The 18500-nt window shown below is 67.4% G+C and carries 14 protein-coding genes; 10 read left to right on the top strand and 4 right to left on the bottom strand.

Annotated features, from left to right (window positions below):
- Positions 1-19 precede the first annotated feature (19 nt).
- The 3 genes from Q8T13_23520 to Q8T13_23510 all read left to right on the top strand — a co-directional run bounded on the left by Q8T13_23520 (position 20) and on the right by Q8T13_23510 (position 3080).
- The gene (locus Q8T13_23520; protein ID MDP3720743.1) at positions 20-1372 is read left to right on the top strand and encodes an HD domain-containing phosphohydrolase; all 1353 of its coding nucleotides are present in this window, start codon (positions 20-22) and stop codon (positions 1370-1372) included.
- A gap of 322 nt (positions 1373-1694) precedes the next feature.
- Positions 1695-2609 carry an ROK family protein gene (locus Q8T13_23515; protein MDP3720742.1) on the top strand — a complete coding sequence of 305 codons (915 nt, stop codon included), beginning with the start codon at positions 1695-1697 and terminating at the stop codon, positions 2607-2609.
- Positions 2610-2648: 39 nt separating this feature from the next.
- Entirely contained in the window at positions 2649-3080 is a 432-nt protein-coding gene (locus tag Q8T13_23510; GenBank protein MDP3720741.1) for a cytochrome c, read from the top strand.
- Between the two features lie 52 nt (positions 3081-3132).
- On the opposite strand, the gene Q8T13_23505 is transcribed toward Q8T13_23510, so the two are convergent.
- Positions 3133-3720: a hypothetical protein gene (locus Q8T13_23505; GenBank protein ID MDP3720740.1), complete on the bottom strand. Its 588-nt coding sequence runs from the start codon at positions 3718-3720 to the stop codon at positions 3133-3135.
- 28 nt (positions 3721-3748) lie between these two features.
- On the opposite strand from Q8T13_23505, the gene Q8T13_23500 reads away from it, so the two are divergent.
- Positions 3749-4819, top strand: coding sequence for a 6-bladed beta-propeller (locus Q8T13_23500; protein MDP3720739.1), 1071 nt, complete (start codon positions 3749-3751; stop codon positions 4817-4819).
- 122 nt (positions 4820-4941) lie between these two features.
- Here the strand turns inward: Q8T13_23500 and Q8T13_23495 are convergent, their stop codons facing one another.
- Positions 4942-6072: a HupE/UreJ family protein gene (locus Q8T13_23495; GenBank protein MDP3720738.1), complete on the bottom strand. Its 1131-nt coding sequence runs from the start codon at positions 6070-6072 to the stop codon at positions 4942-4944.
- 22 nt (positions 6073-6094) lie between these two features.
- On the opposite strand from Q8T13_23495, the gene Q8T13_23490 reads away from it, so the two are divergent.
- Positions 6095-6490, top strand: coding sequence for a hypothetical protein (locus Q8T13_23490; GenBank protein ID MDP3720737.1), 396 nt, complete (start codon positions 6095-6097; stop codon positions 6488-6490).
- Between the two features lie 60 nt (positions 6491-6550).
- Entirely contained in the window at positions 6551-7981 is a 1431-nt protein-coding gene (locus Q8T13_23485) for a hypothetical protein (GenBank protein ID MDP3720736.1), read from the top strand.
- Positions 7982-8098: 117 nt separating this feature from the next.
- Here Q8T13_23485 and Q8T13_23480 read toward each other — a convergent pair whose 3' ends face one another.
- Positions 8099-8695 (bottom strand): cytochrome c, encoded by a 597-nt coding sequence (locus Q8T13_23480; GenBank protein MDP3720735.1) that lies wholly within the window; start codon positions 8693-8695, stop codon positions 8099-8101.
- 5 nt (positions 8696-8700) lie between these two features.
- Entirely contained in the window at positions 8701-9945 is a 1245-nt protein-coding gene (gene soxC, locus Q8T13_23475; GenBank protein MDP3720734.1) for a sulfite dehydrogenase, read from the bottom strand.
- A gap of 205 nt (positions 9946-10150) precedes the next feature.
- Between soxC and Q8T13_23470 the strand changes: the two genes are divergently transcribed.
- The 4 genes from Q8T13_23470 to Q8T13_23455 all read left to right on the top strand — a co-directional run bounded on the left by Q8T13_23470 (position 10151) and on the right by Q8T13_23455 (position 18475).
- Positions 10151-12664, top strand: coding sequence for a DUF1592 domain-containing protein (locus Q8T13_23470; protein MDP3720733.1), 2514 nt, complete (start codon positions 10151-10153; stop codon positions 12662-12664).
- Between the two features lie 5 nt (positions 12665-12669).
- A complete protein-coding gene (locus tag Q8T13_23465) occupies positions 12670-14082 on the top strand; it encodes a DUF1552 domain-containing protein (GenBank protein MDP3720732.1) in 1413 nt (470 codons plus the stop codon).
- A 125-nt stretch (positions 14083-14207) separates the two neighbouring features.
- Positions 14208-15992 carry an ankyrin repeat domain-containing protein gene (locus Q8T13_23460; GenBank protein MDP3720731.1) on the top strand — a complete coding sequence of 595 codons (1785 nt, stop codon included), beginning with the start codon at positions 14208-14210 and terminating at the stop codon, positions 15990-15992.
- Positions 15992-18475 (top strand): DUF1592 domain-containing protein, encoded by a 2484-nt coding sequence (locus Q8T13_23455; GenBank protein ID MDP3720730.1) that lies wholly within the window; start codon positions 15992-15994, stop codon positions 18473-18475. Before Q8T13_23460 ends, Q8T13_23455 begins: the two co-directional genes overlap by 1 nt.
- Positions 18476-18500 lie beyond the last annotated feature (25 nt).

The following is an 18500-nucleotide window of genomic DNA, read 5'->3' as shown; positions in this document are numbered from 1 at the left end:
CAATCAGCGTCATAACGCAGTGCCGGATGTAACCCCCACCACATTCCCGATCTCGGCAGTCCTGTCGGGCTTGTCGGCGGCGCTGGACATTACCGAGGGCCACCCCCGCGGCCACGCCGCGCGCACCTGCCTGATCGCCATGCGGCTGGCTGACGCCATGCGGCTGTCGCCCGAGGAATCGTCCGACCTGTTCTACGCCGCGTTGCTGAAGGATGCCGGCTGCTCGGCCAACGCCGAGCGCGTCTACCAGATGTTCGGCGGCCCGGACGAGCACGAAACCAAGCGGGCCGTCTGGCTGCGCGACTGGCGCAAGCTGGATCAGAAGGTGCGCTACGCGCTCGAGTGGGTCGAGCCCGAAGGCGACTTCCTGGCCCGCGTGCGGCAATTCCTGCGCCTGGCGGCGATCGGGCCCAAGGCCGAACGGGAGCTGTTCGAGATCCGCTGCGCGCGCAGCGCCGCGATCGCCCGCGCGCTGGGCATGTCGGAGGCGACCGCCCAGGCCGTGCACCTGATGGACGAACACTGGGATGGCGGCGGCCACCCGCAAGGCGTGAGTGGCGAGCGCATTCCCATTGCCGCGCGGATCATCGGCTTGTCGCAGGTGGTCGAGATCTTCTGGGGCGTGGCCGGGCCCGAGCGCGCGCTCGAGATGGCATCGCAGCGGCGCGGCCGCTGGTTCGATCCGGAACTGGTGGATTGCCTGCAGGCGATCTCGAGTCCGGCACTGTGGGCCTCGCTCGAAGCGCCCGATCTCAACGCCGTCGTGGCGGCCGCCGAACCGGCGGAGCGGGCCATCGACGCGACCGACGCGCGCCTGGATCAGATCGCCACCGCGTTTGCGTGGGTCATCGACGCCAAGTCGAGTTTCACCTTTGAACATTCCGACCGGGTCTCGTTGATTGCGCACGGCATGGCCGAACGCCTCGGCTTTAGCGCCGAGCAGCAGACGCGGCTGCGCCGCGCCGCGCTGTTGCACGACATTGGCAAGCTCGCCGTCCCCAACGCCATTCTCGACAAGCCCGGCAAGCTCACCCCCGCTGAATGGGCCATCGTCAAGCAGCACCCCGAACACACGTTGAACGTGTTGCGGCGCGTGCCGATCTTCGAAGAGCTGGCCGAGGATGCGGCCAACCATCACGAGCGGCTGGACGGCCGCGGATACTTTCGCGGCTTGACCGCGGCGCAGCTGACGCCGACCGCGCGCGTGCTGGCGGTCGCCGACGTCGCCGACGCCCTGATGAGCGCGCGGCCCTATCGCGAGGCGATGCCGCCCGACCAGGTGATGGGGTTGATCGAACAGGGCCGCGCCACGGAGTTCTGCCCCGACTGTGTTGACGTGCTTGGCGTCACCCTCGCCGCAGCCGCGGCGTGACCGCTTCAGTTGGCTCCCCGCGCCTGTTTTCACGGCCACAGATTTCGCAGATTCACACAGACATTTCAGGACCCGCGCCGGCCTGCGGCCGGCCAGTGAGGTCCCCGGCGCGAGTTCGAGAGACAACCGACGGATGGGACCGGTCTCTCGAACTCGCTCCGGGGGCCTCACTGGTCAGCCGGGCGCAGCCCGGCGACGCGGGTCCTTGGTGTCTGGTTCGCGCGGGACGGCGGGCATTTTAATCTGTGTAATCGGTGTAATCTGCGGCTGTATATTGACGGCGAAGACCCATGGTCCGCCGCTCCGCGGACATAATCGACGCATGCGCATCGGCATCGATCTGGGCGGGACGAAGATTGAGGGCGTGGCACTCGCCGCCGACGGCCGCGAGCTGCAGCGCCGCCGGATCCCCGCGCCGCGCGACAGCTACGACGACTCGGTGCGCGCCATCGCCGGCCTCGTCTCGGCGCTCGAAGCCGGCGCCGGCGGCCGCGGCACGGTCGGCGTCGGCATTCCGGGCGCGGTGTCGCCGGCCACTGGCTTGATCAAGAACGCCAACTCGACCTGGTTAATCGGCCAGCCGCTGGCCGACGACCTGTCGCGCGTGCTGGCGCGCTCGGTGCGGCTGGCCAACGACGCCAATTGCTTCGCGCTGTCCGAAGCGACCGACGGCGCGGCCGCGGGCGCCGCCGTGGTGTTCGGCGTGATCATCGGCACCGGCACCGGTGGCGGGCTGGTCGTCCACGGCCGCGTGATCGCCGGCGCCAATGCCATTGCCGGCGAGTGGGGACACAACCCCCTGCCTGCGCCCGGCAACGACGAGCGGCCGGGGCCGGCGTGCTACTGCGGACGCGCGGGGTGCATCGAGACGTTCCTGTCGGGACCGGCGCTCGTCCGCGACTACGCGGCCGGCGGTGGCGAGCGAGTGACTGCGGCAGAGGTGGCCATGCGCGCGGCGGCCGGCGAGCCGCGCGCCGAGGCCGCCCTGGCCCGTTACGAATCCCGCTTCGCCCGCGCCATCGCCAGCGTCATCAACGTGCTCGACCCGGATGTGATCGTGCTGGGCGGCGGGCTGTCGAACATCGAGCGGCTGTATGCGAGCGTGCCGGCGCGGTGGTCCCCGTTTGTCTTCTCCGATCGCGTCGCCACCCGGCTCGTCCGCGCCGCGCATGGTGACGCGAGTGGCGTCAGGGGTGCCGCGTGGCTCTGGGCAGAGGAACAGGAGTCAAAGAGTTAAGGAGTTCCTGAACTCCTGATCTCCTGTAAAATGGTCACCATGAAGCTTCGCATTGCTTTCCTGGTCTTGGCGGCTGCCTGGACCTCGGCGCTCACGCAGTCCTCGCTCGGCGCGCAGGCCGCTCGCACGGTGTGGGACGGTGTCTACACCGACGCCCAGGCCGAGCGCGGGTTGGGCGTTTACACGACGGCGTGCGCCGAGTGTCACGCTGCCGATCTCACCGGTGATGGTTTTGCGCCGGCCCTGGCGGGGCCCGAGTTCATGGGCAACTGGACCGATCTGTCGGTAGGCGACCTGTTCGAGCGCATCCGCATTTCGATGCCGCCGAGTGGCGCGTCCGGCGTGAGTCCAGCCGAGAAGGCCGACATCGTCGCCTACATGCTGAAGTACAACAAGTTTCCCGTCGGCACCACCGAACTCGAGGCCAAGCTCGAGAGCTTGAAGCAGATCAAGATCGAACTCAAGAAGTAACAAGAGTTAAGGAGATCAGGAGAGTAGTTTCTCCTGATCTCTTCGTCTCCTGTTAAGGGCTCTTGCGCCACCACGGGTTCCCCAGGTTGGTGAAGGGGCCCCCATCCACCGAGATGCTGGTCGCCACCCGGTAGGCGAGCGGCGACAGCAGGCGCAGGGTGTTCCTCAGGCGGATCGTCTTGCCGCCGTAGGTGAACGGCGCGCTCTCGTAGTGCAGGTTGTAGATCCCACCCAGGTCCCCACCGACGGGCCCAAGCTCCAATCGTCCATGCCCACGTGAATCGGTCACCTGCCGGGCAATGGTCTTGTTCTCGGCGTGATACGCAATCAGCTCGCGAACCGTGAACGCGCCCGCGGGGCCCTGGCCTTCCGTAACGGCTTCGTAGAAGCGGCCGTCCACTTTCCGGTAGACCGTGGTGCCGGTGTAGTCCCCGCCGGGCGCGAGCGCCGTCTCGGGCATCGACCACTCCCACGTCCACTTACCGACAAAGTACGCGTCGAAGTCGAGCAGTGGCACCTCGTCGCCAGTCTGCGTCGGGCGGCCGAGCGTCGGCATCTGCCCCTTGGGTACCTCTTGCGCTTCGGCCGCGCCGCACGCCAGCACCACGGCCAGCGCGCCCAGAATCACCGGTCGTCTCATGTGGTGTATCCTCACCGCCGGAGAGTATATGCGACGGACACTGGTCTCTTCATTCGTGGTCGTGATTTTGCTCGCCGCCGCGACGGCGCAAGCGCAAGGGGATGGCGGCTACAAGCTCGTGCCGGACTGGCCGAAACTGCCGCCCGGCGAATTCTTCGGCCTGAAGACCGCGCCGCCGCCGCCGGCGGAGCGCGAAGCGCAAGCGGCCGCGCGTCGTGCGACTGGACAGACTGGCGCTCGGCCGCCCGGACAGGCGCCCACCAATCAACCCGGCATCTCCGGCGTCGCGATCGACGCGCAGGATCGCATCTACGTGTTCAACCGCGGCGCCAAGCCGATCATGGTGTTCGACCCGGCCGGCAACCTGGTGATGGCCGGCGGCGATATCGATCTCAACGGCAAGAAGCTCGACCCCAACTGGCAGCACTCCGGTGCCGTGGACTGGGAAGGCAACGTCTACATGATCGAGCGCGACGCCCACCGCGTGGTGAAGCTCAGCCCCAAGATGGACAAGGTCCTGCTCCAGCTCGGGACCACGATGGAGAAGGGCAACGACGCCACGCACTTCGACCTGCCGTCTGGCGTCGCTGTCCTCAGAAACGGCAACATCGTCGTCACCGACGGCTATGGCAACAACCGCGTGGCGATGTTCGACAAGACCGGCAAGTTCATCAAGCAAGTGGGCAAGGGCGCGGGCGGCCCGGCCGACAAGGGCAACGGTCCCGGCGAGTGGGTGCTGCCCCACAAGCTCGCGCTTGATGCGCAAGACAACATGTACATCATCGATCGCGAGGGGCACCGGCTGCAGGTATACGACAAGGACCTGAACTACCTGCGCGAGATCAAGGTCGAGGGCTGGTACCCGTGGGACATTGCCATCTCGCGCACGGGTGATGATGGCTTCGCATACATCGCCGACCACGCAGGAGAGCGCGTCCACAAGCTGTCGTTGAAGGACGGCAAACTCGTCGCGACCTGGGGTAAGCAGGGCCTCGGCCCCGGCGAGTTCGACTGGGTCCACGGCATCGTGGTCGACTCGAAGGGCGGTGTCTACGCCGCCGACACCTACGGCCAGCGCATTCAGAAATTCCAGAAGTAGCCAGATGCCAGTAGCCAGATGCCAGTAGCCAGATGCCAGTAGCCAGATGCCAGAGAGACACGAGCTCTTCTGGCTACTGGCTACTGTCTACTGGCTACTGGCTACTGGCTACTGGCTACTGGCTACTGGCTACTGAGCACGCGAGCAATCGTCCAATAGATTCCCATCGCACCAATCGCGAGCGATGCCGGGAGCACCACGCGGTGGCGATACCAGCCTCGATTTACGAATGGCCACACCAGCAGCATCGCGATCGCGATCACCGTCAGCTGTCCGCCTTCGACGCCCACATTGAACGCCAGTAGCCCCGTGAGGAACTCGCCGCGCGGCAATCCCAGCTCGCGCAGCACGCCGGCGAAGCCCAGCCCGTGCAGCAGGCCGAACGCGAACACCAGGGCCAGCCGCCACGGCGTGAGCGCCCGCGTGACGAGATTTTCGATCGCGACATACGCGATCGACAGCGCGATCAGCGGCTCGACGAGGCGTGACGGCAGCGAGACGAGCCCGTAGATGGCGAGGCCCAGCGTGATCGAGTGGGCCAGGGTGAAGGCCGTCACTTGCAGCAGCAGCGTCTTCACCCGCGGGCTGAGCAGGAACAGGCCGAGGACGAACAGGATGTGGTCCAGCCCTTTCGGCAGGATGTGGGTGTAGCCCAGCGCGAGATACTGGCGCGCGATCTGCCAGCGGGTGGGCTGCGGAAAGCTGCGCGTCAGGTCGATCACGCCGCTCCAGTTGGTGCCGGTGATCCACTCGACCGTGGACGATCCGTCGGCCTGGCGAATCTCCAGCGGATACGGATCGGCGACGATTCCGTAGAGCCAGCGCAGCGTCGAGGCGCCGCGCGGCATGCGACCCGTCAGCGTGAAGCGCGCCAGCGCATCCGGCGGCGACGTGGGTGGTGGCTGGTAGACCACCGACTCGGCGCGGACCTCATGCCCGTCCACGAACAAAACGATGCGGTCGGCGAAGACGGCGGTGAGTTGCGCGAGACGGGCATCGCGTTCGGCCGCGGTGGGATTGGGCGGCACGGTGCCGCCGGCGAACGTTTCGAGGCGCAGCAGCATCCACAGGGGATCGTTGGCGACCTCGAGCACGAAGCGTTCATCGCCGGTAAAAGTCAGAAGGACGCGGGTGCGTTCCGCTTCGTGAGCGAGCAGCGCTGGCGTTCCCGCAAGGATTGCCAGGAGCGCCAGGGCTACTCGTCCTGAGCGAGAGGGACTTCGCGAGCGAAGTCCCTCGAGTCGAAGGGGCACGTCGGGTATCATACGACCCGTCATGACCCTGTCTTTGATGCTCGTGCTATCCCTCGCCGGAGTGGTCGGCCTGAAGGCCGACGCCACATGGCAAGCGCCGGCGGCGAACAAGGTGGAGATTGTCAGCGTCACCGGCTGCCTGCGCGAGCAAGGTGCCGGCAATTGGGTGCTCGTCGCCGCGACCGATCCGGTGCCGAGCGTGGCCAACCAGGCCCCCGCGGCCGAGTTGCCCAAGCAGCCGCCTGCGGGCAAGAACGCCTTTCGTTTACTCGGCGTGGGCGAGTTCAGCTTTCCCCAGCATCGCGACCGGACCATGGTGATTCGCGGCCTGTTCATCACGGCCGCGCCCATGAGCCGCATCAACGTGACCTCGGCGGCCGAGGCGGTGGCGACCTGCGTTGCCGGCGCACCCAAATAGGCTAAGATTCCCGCGGTTGGGCCGCGGCGGCTCTGAAGATGTTCAGGTAGAGAGGGCGATATGAAACGACTGGTTCTCGTCGTGATCGGCGTGGCGGCACTGGGGTCAGTCAGCGCCGCCGCTCAAACTCCAGCCCCGGCATCCGCCGGTGCCCCGACGTTCGCCAAGGATGTCGCGTCGATCATGTACAAGAAATGCGCCAACTGCCACCGGCCTGGCGAAGTGGCGCCGATGAACTTGATGTCGTACGAGGACGCGCGGCCGTGGGCCAGGGCGATCAAGGCCAAGGTCGTGTCGCGCGAGATGCCGCCCTGGGGCGCCGACATGACCCAGAGCCTGCCGATGCGCAACGACATCAGCCTGTCGCAGAAGGAGATCGACACGATTGCCGCGTGGGTCGATGGCGGCGCGGCGCGCGGCAACGCCGCCGACCTGCCGCCGCCGCCGAAGTTCGCCACCGGGTGGACGTTCGGCGAACGCGAGCCAGACGCCGTGCTCGAGATGCCGGTCGAGTTCGAGATTCCCGCCGAAGGCGAAGTCGGCGTGCAGATGTTCTATTCGAAGGTGCCGTGGGCCGAGGACCGCTTTGCGGAAGTCGTCGAGTTGCACCCGAGCAACCGCGCGGTGCTGCACCACGCCGGCATCTACTTCGTGGACATTCCCGAAGGCACGACGCTCGAGAACGGCCGCATCATCGGGCCCGACGGCAAGGTGATCGGCGATCGCGGTTCGCGCGGATTGCCGTCGAGCGACAGCGGCCTGCCCGGCTCGAGCAAGCTGCTGTCGTGGGTGCCGGGCCGCGGCCTCGACATCCATCGCCCCAACATCGGCAAGCGCATTCCCGCCGGCAAATACGTGAACTGGCAGATGCACTACAACCCGACCGGCAAGCCCGAGAAGGATCGGACCAAGCTGGGCATCTGGTTCAACAAGGTGCCGGTGACCCACGAAGTGCTGATCCGCCAGGCGGGCGATCCGCTGGCGACCACCAAGGGCGGCCTGTCGATCTATCGCGCCGAGGGCCGCGAGACCGAGTACGTCGCCGACCCGAGCAGCACCCGCCGCAGCCGGACCACGCCGAACATCCCGCCGTATGCGGAGAACTGGAAGCTCACCGGGATCACGCCGGTAACCGAGGACATCACCCTCTACGCGATGTCGCCCCACATGCACCTGCGCGGCAAGAGCCTCAAGTGGGTCGTGACCTATCCCGATGGCCGCGAGCAGACGATCCTGAACGTGCCGAAGTTCGACTTCAACTGGCAGTTCAATTACGAGCTGGCCGAGCCGCTCAAGATTCCCGCCGGCAGCAAGATCACCGGCATTGGCGTCTACGACAACTCGGTGCGCAACAAGTGGAACCCGGGCCCGCACCTTCCGGTGTACTGGTCCGAGCAGAGCTGGGACGAGATGTACCAGCCGTTCACCGAATACTCGGTGGACTCGCAGGACCTCACGGTGCTCAAGCCGGTGAGCCCGCAACAGAAGTAGCCTCCGGCTTTTAGCCGGAGTGCAGCGCTAGGGTAGCCTCCGGCTTTAGCCGGAGTGCAGTGCCAGGGGCGCGTCCGCGGACTGGCACCCGAAGCAGGGTCCGGCTGAAGCCGGACTCTACTTCACCAACTTCCCGCCCTTTCGATTGTCAGGCACGAACCTGTCGCGCGCCGGCATCACCACCTTCGGCAGCGACGCCTGGTCCATCACCGCGTCGTCTGGCACGATCTTGTTGAGTGCGAGGAGGTAGGCGACGAGCGCGTACGTCTCGTTCGGCGTCAGCGTGCCGGGCTCCATGAACGGCATCGCGCGGAAGGTGTAGTCGTAGAGCGTGGTCGCATACGGCCAGTAGTTGCCGACCGTCTTCACCAGTTTCGGATCGATGGCGAAGTTGAAGTTGGGACCCGACTCGCGGCCGACGAGGCGTTCGGCCGTAGCCCCTTCCCCGGTCGCGCCGTGACACGAACGGCACTTGGCCGCATAGATCGTGGCGCCCTCGGCCACCGTCCCGCGGCCCGCGGGGAGACCGCGGCCGTCGGGCATGACGTCGATGTCGAGTTTCTTGATCTCGTCAGCCGTGGCGACCCGTCCGAGACCGTACGACCGTGGCGCCGCAGGAGCCTGTCTCGCCGAAGCACTCGATTGATCATCGGGTGCGAAGGTGGACGCGAAGGCGGACGCCGTAACCGCGATCAGCGCCGTAGCAACAACCATCCTCATTACGCGCCCCCCGCGAACTTCACCGCGCCATCGGCCAGCACCTTCCAGCCGCGGATGTGGTTGAAGTGATACGCGGTGGCCGGCCCGCGCGCGGCCATCAGCACATCGAGGGTGGGTTGCGTGTAGCCGGTCTCGTCGGTGGCCCGGCTCAATAAGGTGGTTTCGCCGCCCTTCCATTCGAACGGGAAGCGGAAGCGCGTGTGGCACTTGGGCAGCACCGGTTCGTCGAGCGTCGCCGGCCGCCAGGTCTTGCCGCCATCGACACTGATGTCGACCTTTGCGATCTTGCCGCGGCCGCTCCACGCCAGGCCGCGCACTTCCCACCAGCCCGGTCCGGTCAGCTGGTCGGGAAAGGCCGGTTCGGTGATCAGCGACTTGGCATCCATGTCGAGGCTGAAGATGCGCGCCGTGCCGTCGGGCAGCGGGTCGGTGTATTTCGAGGTTTCCTCGCGGGTCATGAACGGCTGGTCGGCAACCTCGATGCGGCGCAGCCACTTGATGCTGGCGTTGCCCTCGACACCCGGCAGGAACAGGCGTACCGGGTAGCCCTGCTCGGGCCGCAGCGCCTCGCCGTTCTGCCCGTACGCGATCAGCGCATCGTCGTACGCCTTCTCAATGGGGATGCTGCGTGTCATCACGGCGGCGTCCATGCCCTCGGCGAGCAGCCACCTGGCTTTCGGCGAGGCGCCGGCTTCGCGTAGCAGCGTGGCGAGGGGCACGCCGGTCCATTCGCTGGTGCTGGTCAGGCCGTCGACCTGTTGCGGCGTGACGTCGGTCTGGTTGCCTTCGCGGCGATAGGCCCGCCCGCCGTTGCCCGAGCACTCCATCATGCGGATCATCGAGCGGCCGGGGAAGCGCCGCAGGTCGGCGAGGGTGAACACCAGCGGCCGGTCGACCATGCCGTGAACGAGCAGCGAGTACTGCGCGGGATCAATGGCGGGCACGCCGCCGTGATGCCGCTCGAAGTGCAGGTCCGAGGGGGTGATGATGCCGTCGAGATCCTGCAGCGGCGTCAGGCTCGACGTCCGGCGAGCGCCGAGCGAGACGCGCTTGGGCTGTTCGAAGGGGGATCGTCCCCCGACGTCGGTGCTGAGCGGCCCCTGGACCTTGGTCGGGTCCGCCGGCACCCTGGGACGAGCCGCCTGATCCGCGCTTTGACCAGCAATTGGGAGGGCCGCACCGACAATTCCGGCCGTTCCGGCCGCCAAAACCCTCCGTCGCGAGATGGTCTTTTGAGGTCCCATGGTGTGATCTCCCTGCGTTCAGCGGATGTGGCCAGAAAACAGGCCCAAAAACATGATTCCGGCCCGTCCACGGACCGCCGACGGAGACTATCATGCCAGTGACAAGCCGTGACACAAAATCCCTCTAAGTCGTTGAAAATTCGACTTCTTAGTGTTAGAACGGCCCTGTTGAAAACCGTCCTCGACAGCCGGGGACAAGGCGAGCATGAAAAAACTCTCGTTGGTGGTCGGTTTCGGGTTGGTCGCGGCGCTTGGATTCCGCGTGTACGCGGAGCAGCCCGCCTCCGCGCCCGGGCTCGCTTCGCGCGCTACGGCGAGACAGGCTGCCCCGGCGGAGCCAGCGGTCGCGGTGAGCCACGAGCCGGCCTCGCCGAAGCTCGCGAATCAGTCAGCGAGCGAGGGCGGGCAGAACGCGCTCGTCAAGCAGTACTGCGCCAGCTGTCATAACGATCGCAACAAGAACAACGCGGCGGGATTGTCGCTGCAGGGCTTCGATGCGTCGAAGGTCGGCCACGACGTTGACGTCGCGGAGACCGCGGAGAAGATCATCCGCAAGCTGCGCGCGGGGATGATGCCGCCCTCGGGTTCGCGGCGTCCCGACGCCACCGTGCTGACGGCCTTCGCCACCTCGATGGAGACGCGACTCGACCAGGCGGCCGCGCTCAGCCCCAATCCCGGCCGCCGTCCGTTCCAGCGCCTGAACCGCGCGGAGTATGCGCGCGCGGTGCGCGGCATGTTCGACCTGGACGTCGACGTCAGCGCGTTCCTGCCGCCCGACCAGATCAGCGCCGGCTTCGACAACGTCGCCGACTCGCAGAGCTTCTCGGCGACCTTGATGGAAGGCTACCTGCGCGCCGCCAGCCGCATCAGCGCGCTCGCGGTCGGCGACCCCAAGACCGGCGCCGCCGAGGTCACCTTCAAGGTGCCGCGCACCGGCTCGCAGATGGGGCACGTCGAGGGCGCGCCGTTCGGCACGCGCGGCGGCATCGCCGTCATGCACACGTTCCCCGCCGACGGCGAGTACAGCTTCCGCATGCAGTTGCATTCAATCCCGACCGGGCAGCTGTTTGGCAGCACCGTGCGGGGCGAGATCCTCGAGGTGTCGATTGACGGCGAGCGCGTCGCCGCGGTCGAGATCAACCCGCGCATGAGCGAGTCGGACCCCAACGGGATGAACCTGACGACGCCGAGGGTCCACATCAAGGCGGGGACGCATCAACTGGCGGCCGCGTTCGTGCAGCGCTTCGACGCGGTGCCCGACGACCTGATGCCGCCGATCGAGCACACGCTGGCCGACAGCCAGATCGGCTCGGGCTTCGGGATCACGACGCTGCCGCACCTGCGCGAGTTCGCGGTCGGTGGTCCGTTCAAGGTGACCGGCGTGTCCGACACCCCGAGCCGCCGCAAGATCTTCACCTGCCGTCCGACCGCCGCCGCCGAAGAGGCCGCGTGCGCGTCGCAGATTATCCGTACGCTCGCGACCCAGGCGTACCGGGCGCCGCTGACCGCCGCCGACTACGACGGCCTGCAGAAGTTCTACCAGCAGGGGCGCAGTGAGGGGGACTTCGAGTCGGGCATCCGGCTCGCGGTGCAGGCGATGCTCGCCAGCCCGAAGTTCCTGTTTCGGCTCGAGGAAGCGCCGGCCACGGTGCGGCCGGGCCAGAACTACCGCCTGACCGATCGCGACCTGGCGACGCGCCTGTCGTTCTTCCTGTGGGGCATGGGCCCCGACGCGCAGTTACTGAAGGTGGCGGGCAACGGTACGCTGCGCGCGCCGGGCGTGCTCGCCGCGCAGGTCAAGCGCATGCTGGCCGACCCGAAGGCCGAGGCACTGTCCACCCGCTTTGCGTCGCAGTGGTTCCGGCTGCAGGACCTCGACAAGCTCAATCCCGACGCGCTGTTGTTTCCGTATTACGACTTCGGGCTGGCGCAGGCGCTCAAGCGCGAAACCGAACTGTTCTTCGACAGCATCGTCCGCGACGATCGCCCGATCACCGAACTGCTGACGGCCGATTACACGTTCGTCAACGAGCGCGTCGCCAAGCACTACGGCCTCCCGAACGTGAACGGCCCCGACTTCCGCCGCGTCACGCTGGCCGACGAGAACCGCCGCGGGCTGCTCGGCCACGGCAGCATTCTCGCGCTGACCTCGGTCGCCGATCGCACTTCGCCGGTGCTGCGCGGCAAGTGGGTGATGGAAGTGCTGCTGGCCTCGCCGCCACCGGCGCCGCCGCCCAACGTGCCGCTGCTCGAGGAAACCAAGGGCGAAGATGCCGGCGTCCAGCTGACGACCCGCCAGCGGATGGAGCAGCATCGCGCCAACCCGGCGTGCACCTCGTGCCACAAGGTGATCGACCCGATCGGCCTGGCGCTCGAGAACTTCGACGTCACCGGCCGGTGGCGCATTCGCGACAACGGCGCCCCGGTCGACCCGATTGGCGACCTCTACGACGGCACCAAGATGACCGGGCCCGCGGGCCTGCGCACGGCGCTGCTGAAGCACCAGGACATGTTCGTGCTGAGCTTCACCGAGCGGCTGCTGACCTACAGCCTCGGCCGGCGGGTCGAGTATTTCGACATGCCGGCGATTCGCCGGATCACACGCGAGGCCGCGAAACAGAATCACAAGTTTTCGGCGTTCGTCATGGGCATCGTGACGAGCCAGGCGTTCCAGATGAGCAAGGCTGACGTAGTCGAAACGACGACAGTGGAGAGATAGAAACCATGGAATTTATCACGAAGAAGCACATCTCCCGCCGCACCGTTCTGCGCGGCCTTGGCGTGACCGTGGCCCTGCCGTTGCTCGACGCAATGATGCCGGCCCAGACGCTGCTCGCCAAGACCGCGGTCACCGGCAAGGTGCGGCTGTCAGCCATTGAAATGGTCCATGGCTCGGCCGGCGCGACCGTCTTCGGCGCCGCCAAGAACATGTGGTCGCCGGCGGCGGTCGGCACCGCGTTCGACCTGAGCCCGAGCGCGCTGTCGCCGCTCGAGCCGTTCCGCGACTACCTGACGATTGTCAGCAACACCGACGTCCGCAACGCCGAGGCGTTTTCGCTGCAGGAGATCGGCGCCGACCACTTCCGCTCGAGCGCGGTGTTCCTGACCCAGTCGCACCCCAAGAAGACGCAGGGCTCCGACGTGCGGGCCGGCACGTCGCTCGACCAGCTCTACGCGCACAAGTTCGGCCAGGAGACGGCCATCCCGTCGATGCAGTTGAGCATCGAGACGGTCGATCAGTCGGGCGGCTGCGCCTACGGTTACAGCTGCGCCTACACCGACACCATCAGCTGGTCGGATCCGCACACCCCGCTGCCGATGATCCGCGACCCGCGCGCGGCGTTCGATTCGTTGTTCGGCGTCGGCGCGACGCCGGCCGAGCGCGCCGCCATTCGTCGCACCGACAAGAGCATTCTCGACTGGGTGAGCGAAGAGGTGGCGCGGTTGCAGAAGCAGCTGGGCACCAGCGACCGCGCCCGCCTGGGCGCCTTCCTCGAGGAAGTGCGTGAAGTCGAGCGCCGCATCCAGCGCGTCGAGGCGCACAACGCGTCCGGCGAAGTCCGCGAACTGCCGGAGGCGCCGATCGGCGTGCCCGATTCGTTCGAGGAGCACGTCAAGCTGATGCTCGACTTGCAGGTGCTGGCGTTTGCCACCGACGTGACCCGCGTGTTCTCGTTCAAGATGGGCCGCGACGGCTCGGCGCGGGTCTATCCCGACAGCGGCGTCCGCTCCGCGTTCCACCCCGCGTCGCACCACGGCGAGCGCGAAGACCGCGTGACCGATTTCAACAAGATCAACCGGTATCACGTGAGCATGATTCCGTACTTCCTGAACAAGCTGAAGAACACCCCGGACGGCGACAAGAACCTGCTCGACAACACGGTCGTGATCTACGGGTCGCCGATGGGCAACTCGAACGTGCACAACCACAAGCGCTGCCCGCTGTTCCTGGCCGGCAAGGGGGGCGGCGCGCTGCGCGGCAACCTGCACCTGAAGGCCGCCGACGGCACGCCCATGGCCAACGCGATGCTGGCCCTGATGCAGGACATCGGCCTGACCGACGTGCAGAGCTTCGGCGACAGCACCGGCCGGTTCGACTTGAACACCGTGCCGGTGACCACCGCGTCGGCGGAGTAAAGGCAACCACGAAGGACACGAAGGCCATCTCGAAGGACACGAAGAGTCCTTCTGGAAAACTTGGCTTCGCGTTCTTCGTAGTCTTCGGGCTCTTCGTGGTGAAGGCAAGTGACAGGGTTACGCATATGCGCAAAGTGATTCAGGGTCTCGGGCTCGTCGCTGTCCTCGCGCTATCGCTGTCGGTGATGCTCGGCGCCGCGGCCGCGCCGGTGGCCGATGCGGCGATGAAGCGCGACACCGAGGCCGTGCGCACGCTGATCAAGAGCGGCGCCGACGTGAACGCGGCCCAGGGCGACGGCATGACCGCGCTGCACTGGGCGTCGCGACACGGCGATGCGGCGATGACGCAGATGCTCCTGTTCGCCGGCGCCAACGTCAAGGCCACGACGCGGCTGGGCGGCTACACGCCGCTGCTGCTGGCCGCCGAGCACGGGCACGCGGCCGTGATTTCCGCCCTGATCACCGGCGGCGCCGATGCCAAGGCCGGCAACGCGCTCGGCACCACGGCGCTGATGCTTGCCGCCGGATCCGGCAACGCCACCGCGGTCACCACGCTGGTCGAAAACGGCGCCGAAATCGAGGCGCGCGAGAAGACCTTCGGGCAGACGCCGCTGATGTTTGCCACCGCCAATAACCGCGTCGAGGCCATCCAGGCGCTGATCAAGGCCGGTGCCGACGTCAAGGCGACGTCGAAGGTGGTCAACGTCGGGAGCCTCAGCAGCCAGGAACAGGAGTTCCTCGCGCAGGCCTCAGGCAGCGGCGCGCAGCCAGGTGGTGGCGGCCAGGGCCGCACCGGTCAAGTCGTGGCCGCCGGCACCACGCCGCCAGCGGATGCCCCGGCCCCGGCCCCAGGTGCCGGCGGTGGCGGCGGTCGTCGCGGTGGCGGCGGCAGGCCCGGCATCGACCGGCCCTTCTTCTATAACGAGTTGATCGGCACCCAGGGCGGCGTGACCGCGCTGATGCTGGCGGCGCGCGGCGGCTATGCCGACGCGGTCAAGACGCTCGTGGCGGCCGGTGCCGACGTCAACCAGGTGTCGGCCGGCGACAAGACCAGCCCGCTGCTGATTGCCACCATCAACGGCCAGTTCGACCTGGCGCAGTGGCTGCTCGAGCGCGGCGCCAACCCGAACGCGGCCGCCGAGAATGGCGTGACGCCGCTCTATGCCGCGCTGAACGTGACCTGGGCCCCCCGCGCGCTCTATCCCCAGCCGCGGGCGCACAACCAGCAGCAGACGACCTACCTGTCGTTCATGAAGGCGCTGCTCGAGAAGGGCGCCGATCCGAATCTGCGGCTCACGCGGAAGGTCTGGTACTCGGAATACAACTTCGATCTCGCCGGCGTCGACGAGATCGGCGCCACGCCGATGTGGCGTGCCGCCTTTGCCGGTGACGTCGCGGCGATGACGCTGCTGATGGAGCACGGCGCCGACCCGAACATTCCCACGATGCGTCCCGCCGGCCGGCAACGGCTCGGCGACACCGGCGAAGTGCGCCAGGCGGCCGACGTGTCGGGCCTGCCGCCGGTGCCGCTCGGCGGTCCCGGCGTGCCGCCGCTGCAGGCCGCGTCGGGCGTCGGCTTCGGCGAAGGCTTCGCCGCCAACTCGCACATCCACTCGCCGGCGGGCTTCCTGCCCGGCATCAAGTACATGGTCGAAGTCGCCGGTGCTGACGTCAACGCGGTGGACCACGACGGCAATACCGCGCTGCACCACGCGGCCGCGCGTGGCGACAACGAATCGATTCTCTACCTGGTCAGCAAGGGCGCCGACGTTACCAGGGTGAACCGCGAGGGCCAGACGGTGGCCGACATGGCCAACGGCCCGGTGCAGCGCACCCAGCCCTATCCCGAAACGCTGAAGCTGCTCGAGAAGCTCGGCTCCAAGAACAACAACAAGTGCGTGTCGTGTTGATGATGAAAAGAACGGGTCTAACAGTAGCGGGTGTCCTCGCCGCGGTCGTCATGACGGCCGGTCAACAGCCCTTGCGGTCCGCCTCCGCCGCCAGCCCGCGGGCGGCTACGGCGGGACAGCCTCAGGTGGTGAGGCCGGCCGCTTCGCATTCCCCATCGGCCGCTGTCCTGACCTCGGCTGAGCAGACCGCGCTCGTCAAGCAGTACTGCGCCGGGTGCCACAGTGAGCGCGGCAAGGCCGGCGGCCTGTCACTGGCCGCCTTCGATGCGGCGCAGGTGCTCGAGCACGCCGAGACGACCGAGAAGATCATCCGCAAGCTGCGCGCCGGCATGATGCCGCCGGCTGGTTCGCGGCGTCCTGAGCCCCAGGTCATCAACGCGCTGGCGACTGCCTTCGAGGCCCGCATCGATCGCGCCGCCGCGCTCGACCCCAATCCCGGGTCGCGTCCGTCGCAGCGCCTGAATCGCGCGGAGTATGCGCGCGCGGTCAAGGACCTGCTGGCGATCGATGTTGACGTCAACGCCTTCCTGCCGGCTGACACGATCAGCGACGGCTTCGACAACATCGCCGACTCGCAGACGATTTCCTCCACGCTGATGGAGGGCTACCTGCGCGCGGCCAGCCAGATCAGCCGGCTGGCGGTGGGCGACCGCCACGCCTCGCCCGGTTCGACCACCTGGAAGGTGCCGCGGACGGCCTCGCAGATGCGCCACGTCGAGGGCGCGCCGCTCGGCACCCGCGGCGGCCTGTCGGTGCTGCACGTGTTTCCGGCCGACGGCGAGTATTACTTCAAGATCATGCTGCACATGGGTCCCACCGGCGACCTGTTCGGTGGCCCCTACCGCGGGGAGCAGATCGAGGTGTCGATCAACGGCGCGCGCGTCGCGCTGATGGACATCAACCCGCGCATGAACGAGCAGGACCCCAACGGCATGACCATGCAGACGCCGAAGGTCCACATCAAGGCCGGCCAGCACCGCCTGTCGGCGGCGTTCGTGCAGCGCTTCGAGGGGCCGGCCGACGACTTGATCATGCCGATCGAGCACACCCTGGCCGACACCAACATCGGCGAGGTATTCGGGACCACCGCCATTCCGCACCTGCGCGACTTCACGGTGGCCGGGCCGGTCGCGGTGACCGGCGTGTCCGATACCGAGAGCCGCCGCAAGATTTTCTCGTGCCGGCCGACGACCGCCGCCGAGGAAACGCGCTGCGCCGGCGACATCGTCCGCAAGCTGGCGACCCAGGCCTATCGCGGCCCCGTCAAGGCCGACGACTTCCAGGGCCTGATGACGTTCTACGAGCGCGGCCGCCAGGATGGTGACTTCGAGTCGGGCGTGCGCATGGCGGTGCAGGCTATTCTGGCCAGCCCGCGGTTCCTGTTCCGCATGGAACAGGCGCCGGCGACGCTGCGGGCCGGCCAGACATATCGGGTCAGCGACCTCGACCTGGCGTCGCGGCTGTCGTTCTTCATGTGGGGCTCGGTGCCCGACGCGGAACTGGTGAAGGTCGCCATGCAGGGCACCCTGCAGACCCCGGCCGTGTTCGAGAAGCAGCTGAAGCGCATGCTTGCCGACCCGCGCTCCGAAGCGTTGTCGACGCGGTTTGCGTCGCAGTGGCTGCGGCTGCAGGACGTCGAGAAGGTCCGGCCCGACCATCACTTCTATTCCTATTGGGACACCACGTTGTCCCAGGCGCTGGTGCGCGAGACCGAGTTGTTCGTCGACAGCCTGATCCGCGAGGACCGGCCGGTGACCGACCTGCTGACCGCCGACCACACCTTCGTCAACGAGCGGCTGGCCAAGCACTACGGCATCCCGAACATCCTGGGTCCGCAGTTCCGCCGCGTCACCCTGGCCGATCCCAATCGCCGCGGCGTGCTCGGGCAGGGCAGCGTGCTGCTGCTGACCTCGATCGCCGACCGCACCTCGCCGGTGCTGCGTGGCAAGTGGGTGATGGAAGTGCTGCTCGGCTCGCCGCCGCCGGCGCCGCCGCCCAACGTGCCGACGCTCGAAGAGACCAAGTCGGTTGACGCGGGCAAGACGTTGTCGGTGCGCGAGCGCATGGAAGAACACCGCAAGAACCCGGCCTGCACGTCGTGCCACAAGGTGATCGACCCGCTGGGGCTGGCGCTCGAGAACTTCGACGTCACCGGCGTCTGGCGCATCAAGGACAACGGCGTGCCGGTCGATCCGGCCGGCGACCTGTTCGACGGCACCAAGCTCGACGGCCCGATCGCGCTGCGCAATGCGCTGCTGAAGCACCGGGACGTGATCATGCTCAGCTTCACCGAGAGCCTGATGACCTATGCCCTGGGCCGCCGCGTCGAGCCGTACGACATGCCGACGGTGCGCGCCATCGCCCGCGACGCCAAGCGCAACAACTACAAGTTCTCGTCGTTCATTACCGGAGTCGCCAATAGCGCGGCGTTCCGGATGGGTCGGGTCGCGGCGGTCGAAACGACCACCGCCGCGGGTCGGTAGGCACGGTCCGCCTGAAGGCGGACAC

It is taken from the genome of Acidobacteriota bacterium, assembly GCA_030697165.1.
In the GTDB taxonomy this organism is placed as follows: domain Bacteria; phylum Acidobacteriota; class Vicinamibacteria; order Vicinamibacterales; family UBA2999; genus 12-FULL-67-14b.
This window is presented reverse-complemented; position numbering and strand designations above follow the sequence as displayed.

Coding starts and splice junctions, on each gene's coding strand:
- Q8T13_23515 (MDP3720742.1), top strand. CDS start 1,695: ATGCGCATCGGCATCGATCTGGGCGGGACGAAGATTGAGGGCGTGGCA.
- Q8T13_23510 (MDP3720741.1), top strand. CDS start 2,649: ATGAAGCTTCGCATTGCTTTCCTGGTCTTGGCGGCTGCCTGGACCTCG.
- Q8T13_23505 (MDP3720740.1), bottom strand. CDS start 3,720: ATGAGACGACCGGTGATTCTGGGCGCGCTGGCCGTGGTGCTGGCGTGC.
- Q8T13_23500 (MDP3720739.1), top strand. CDS start 3,749: ATGCGACGGACACTGGTCTCTTCATTCGTGGTCGTGATTTTGCTCGCC.
- Q8T13_23490 (MDP3720737.1), top strand. CDS start 6,095: ATGACCCTGTCTTTGATGCTCGTGCTATCCCTCGCCGGAGTGGTCGGC.
- Q8T13_23485 (MDP3720736.1), top strand. CDS start 6,551: ATGAAACGACTGGTTCTCGTCGTGATCGGCGTGGCGGCACTGGGGTCA.
- Q8T13_23480 (MDP3720735.1), bottom strand. CDS start 8,695: ATGGTTGTTGCTACGGCGCTGATCGCGGTTACGGCGTCCGCCTTCGCG.
- soxC (MDP3720734.1), bottom strand. CDS start 9,945: ATGGGACCTCAAAAGACCATCTCGCGACGGAGGGTTTTGGCGGCCGGA.
- Q8T13_23470 (MDP3720733.1), top strand. CDS start 10,151: ATGAAAAAACTCTCGTTGGTGGTCGGTTTCGGGTTGGTCGCGGCGCTT.
- Q8T13_23465 (MDP3720732.1), top strand. CDS start 12,670: ATGGAATTTATCACGAAGAAGCACATCTCCCGCCGCACCGTTCTGCGC.
- Q8T13_23460 (MDP3720731.1), top strand. CDS start 14,208: ATGCGCAAAGTGATTCAGGGTCTCGGGCTCGTCGCTGTCCTCGCGCTA.
- Q8T13_23455 (MDP3720730.1), top strand. CDS start 15,992: ATGATGAAAAGAACGGGTCTAACAGTAGCGGGTGTCCTCGCCGCGGTC.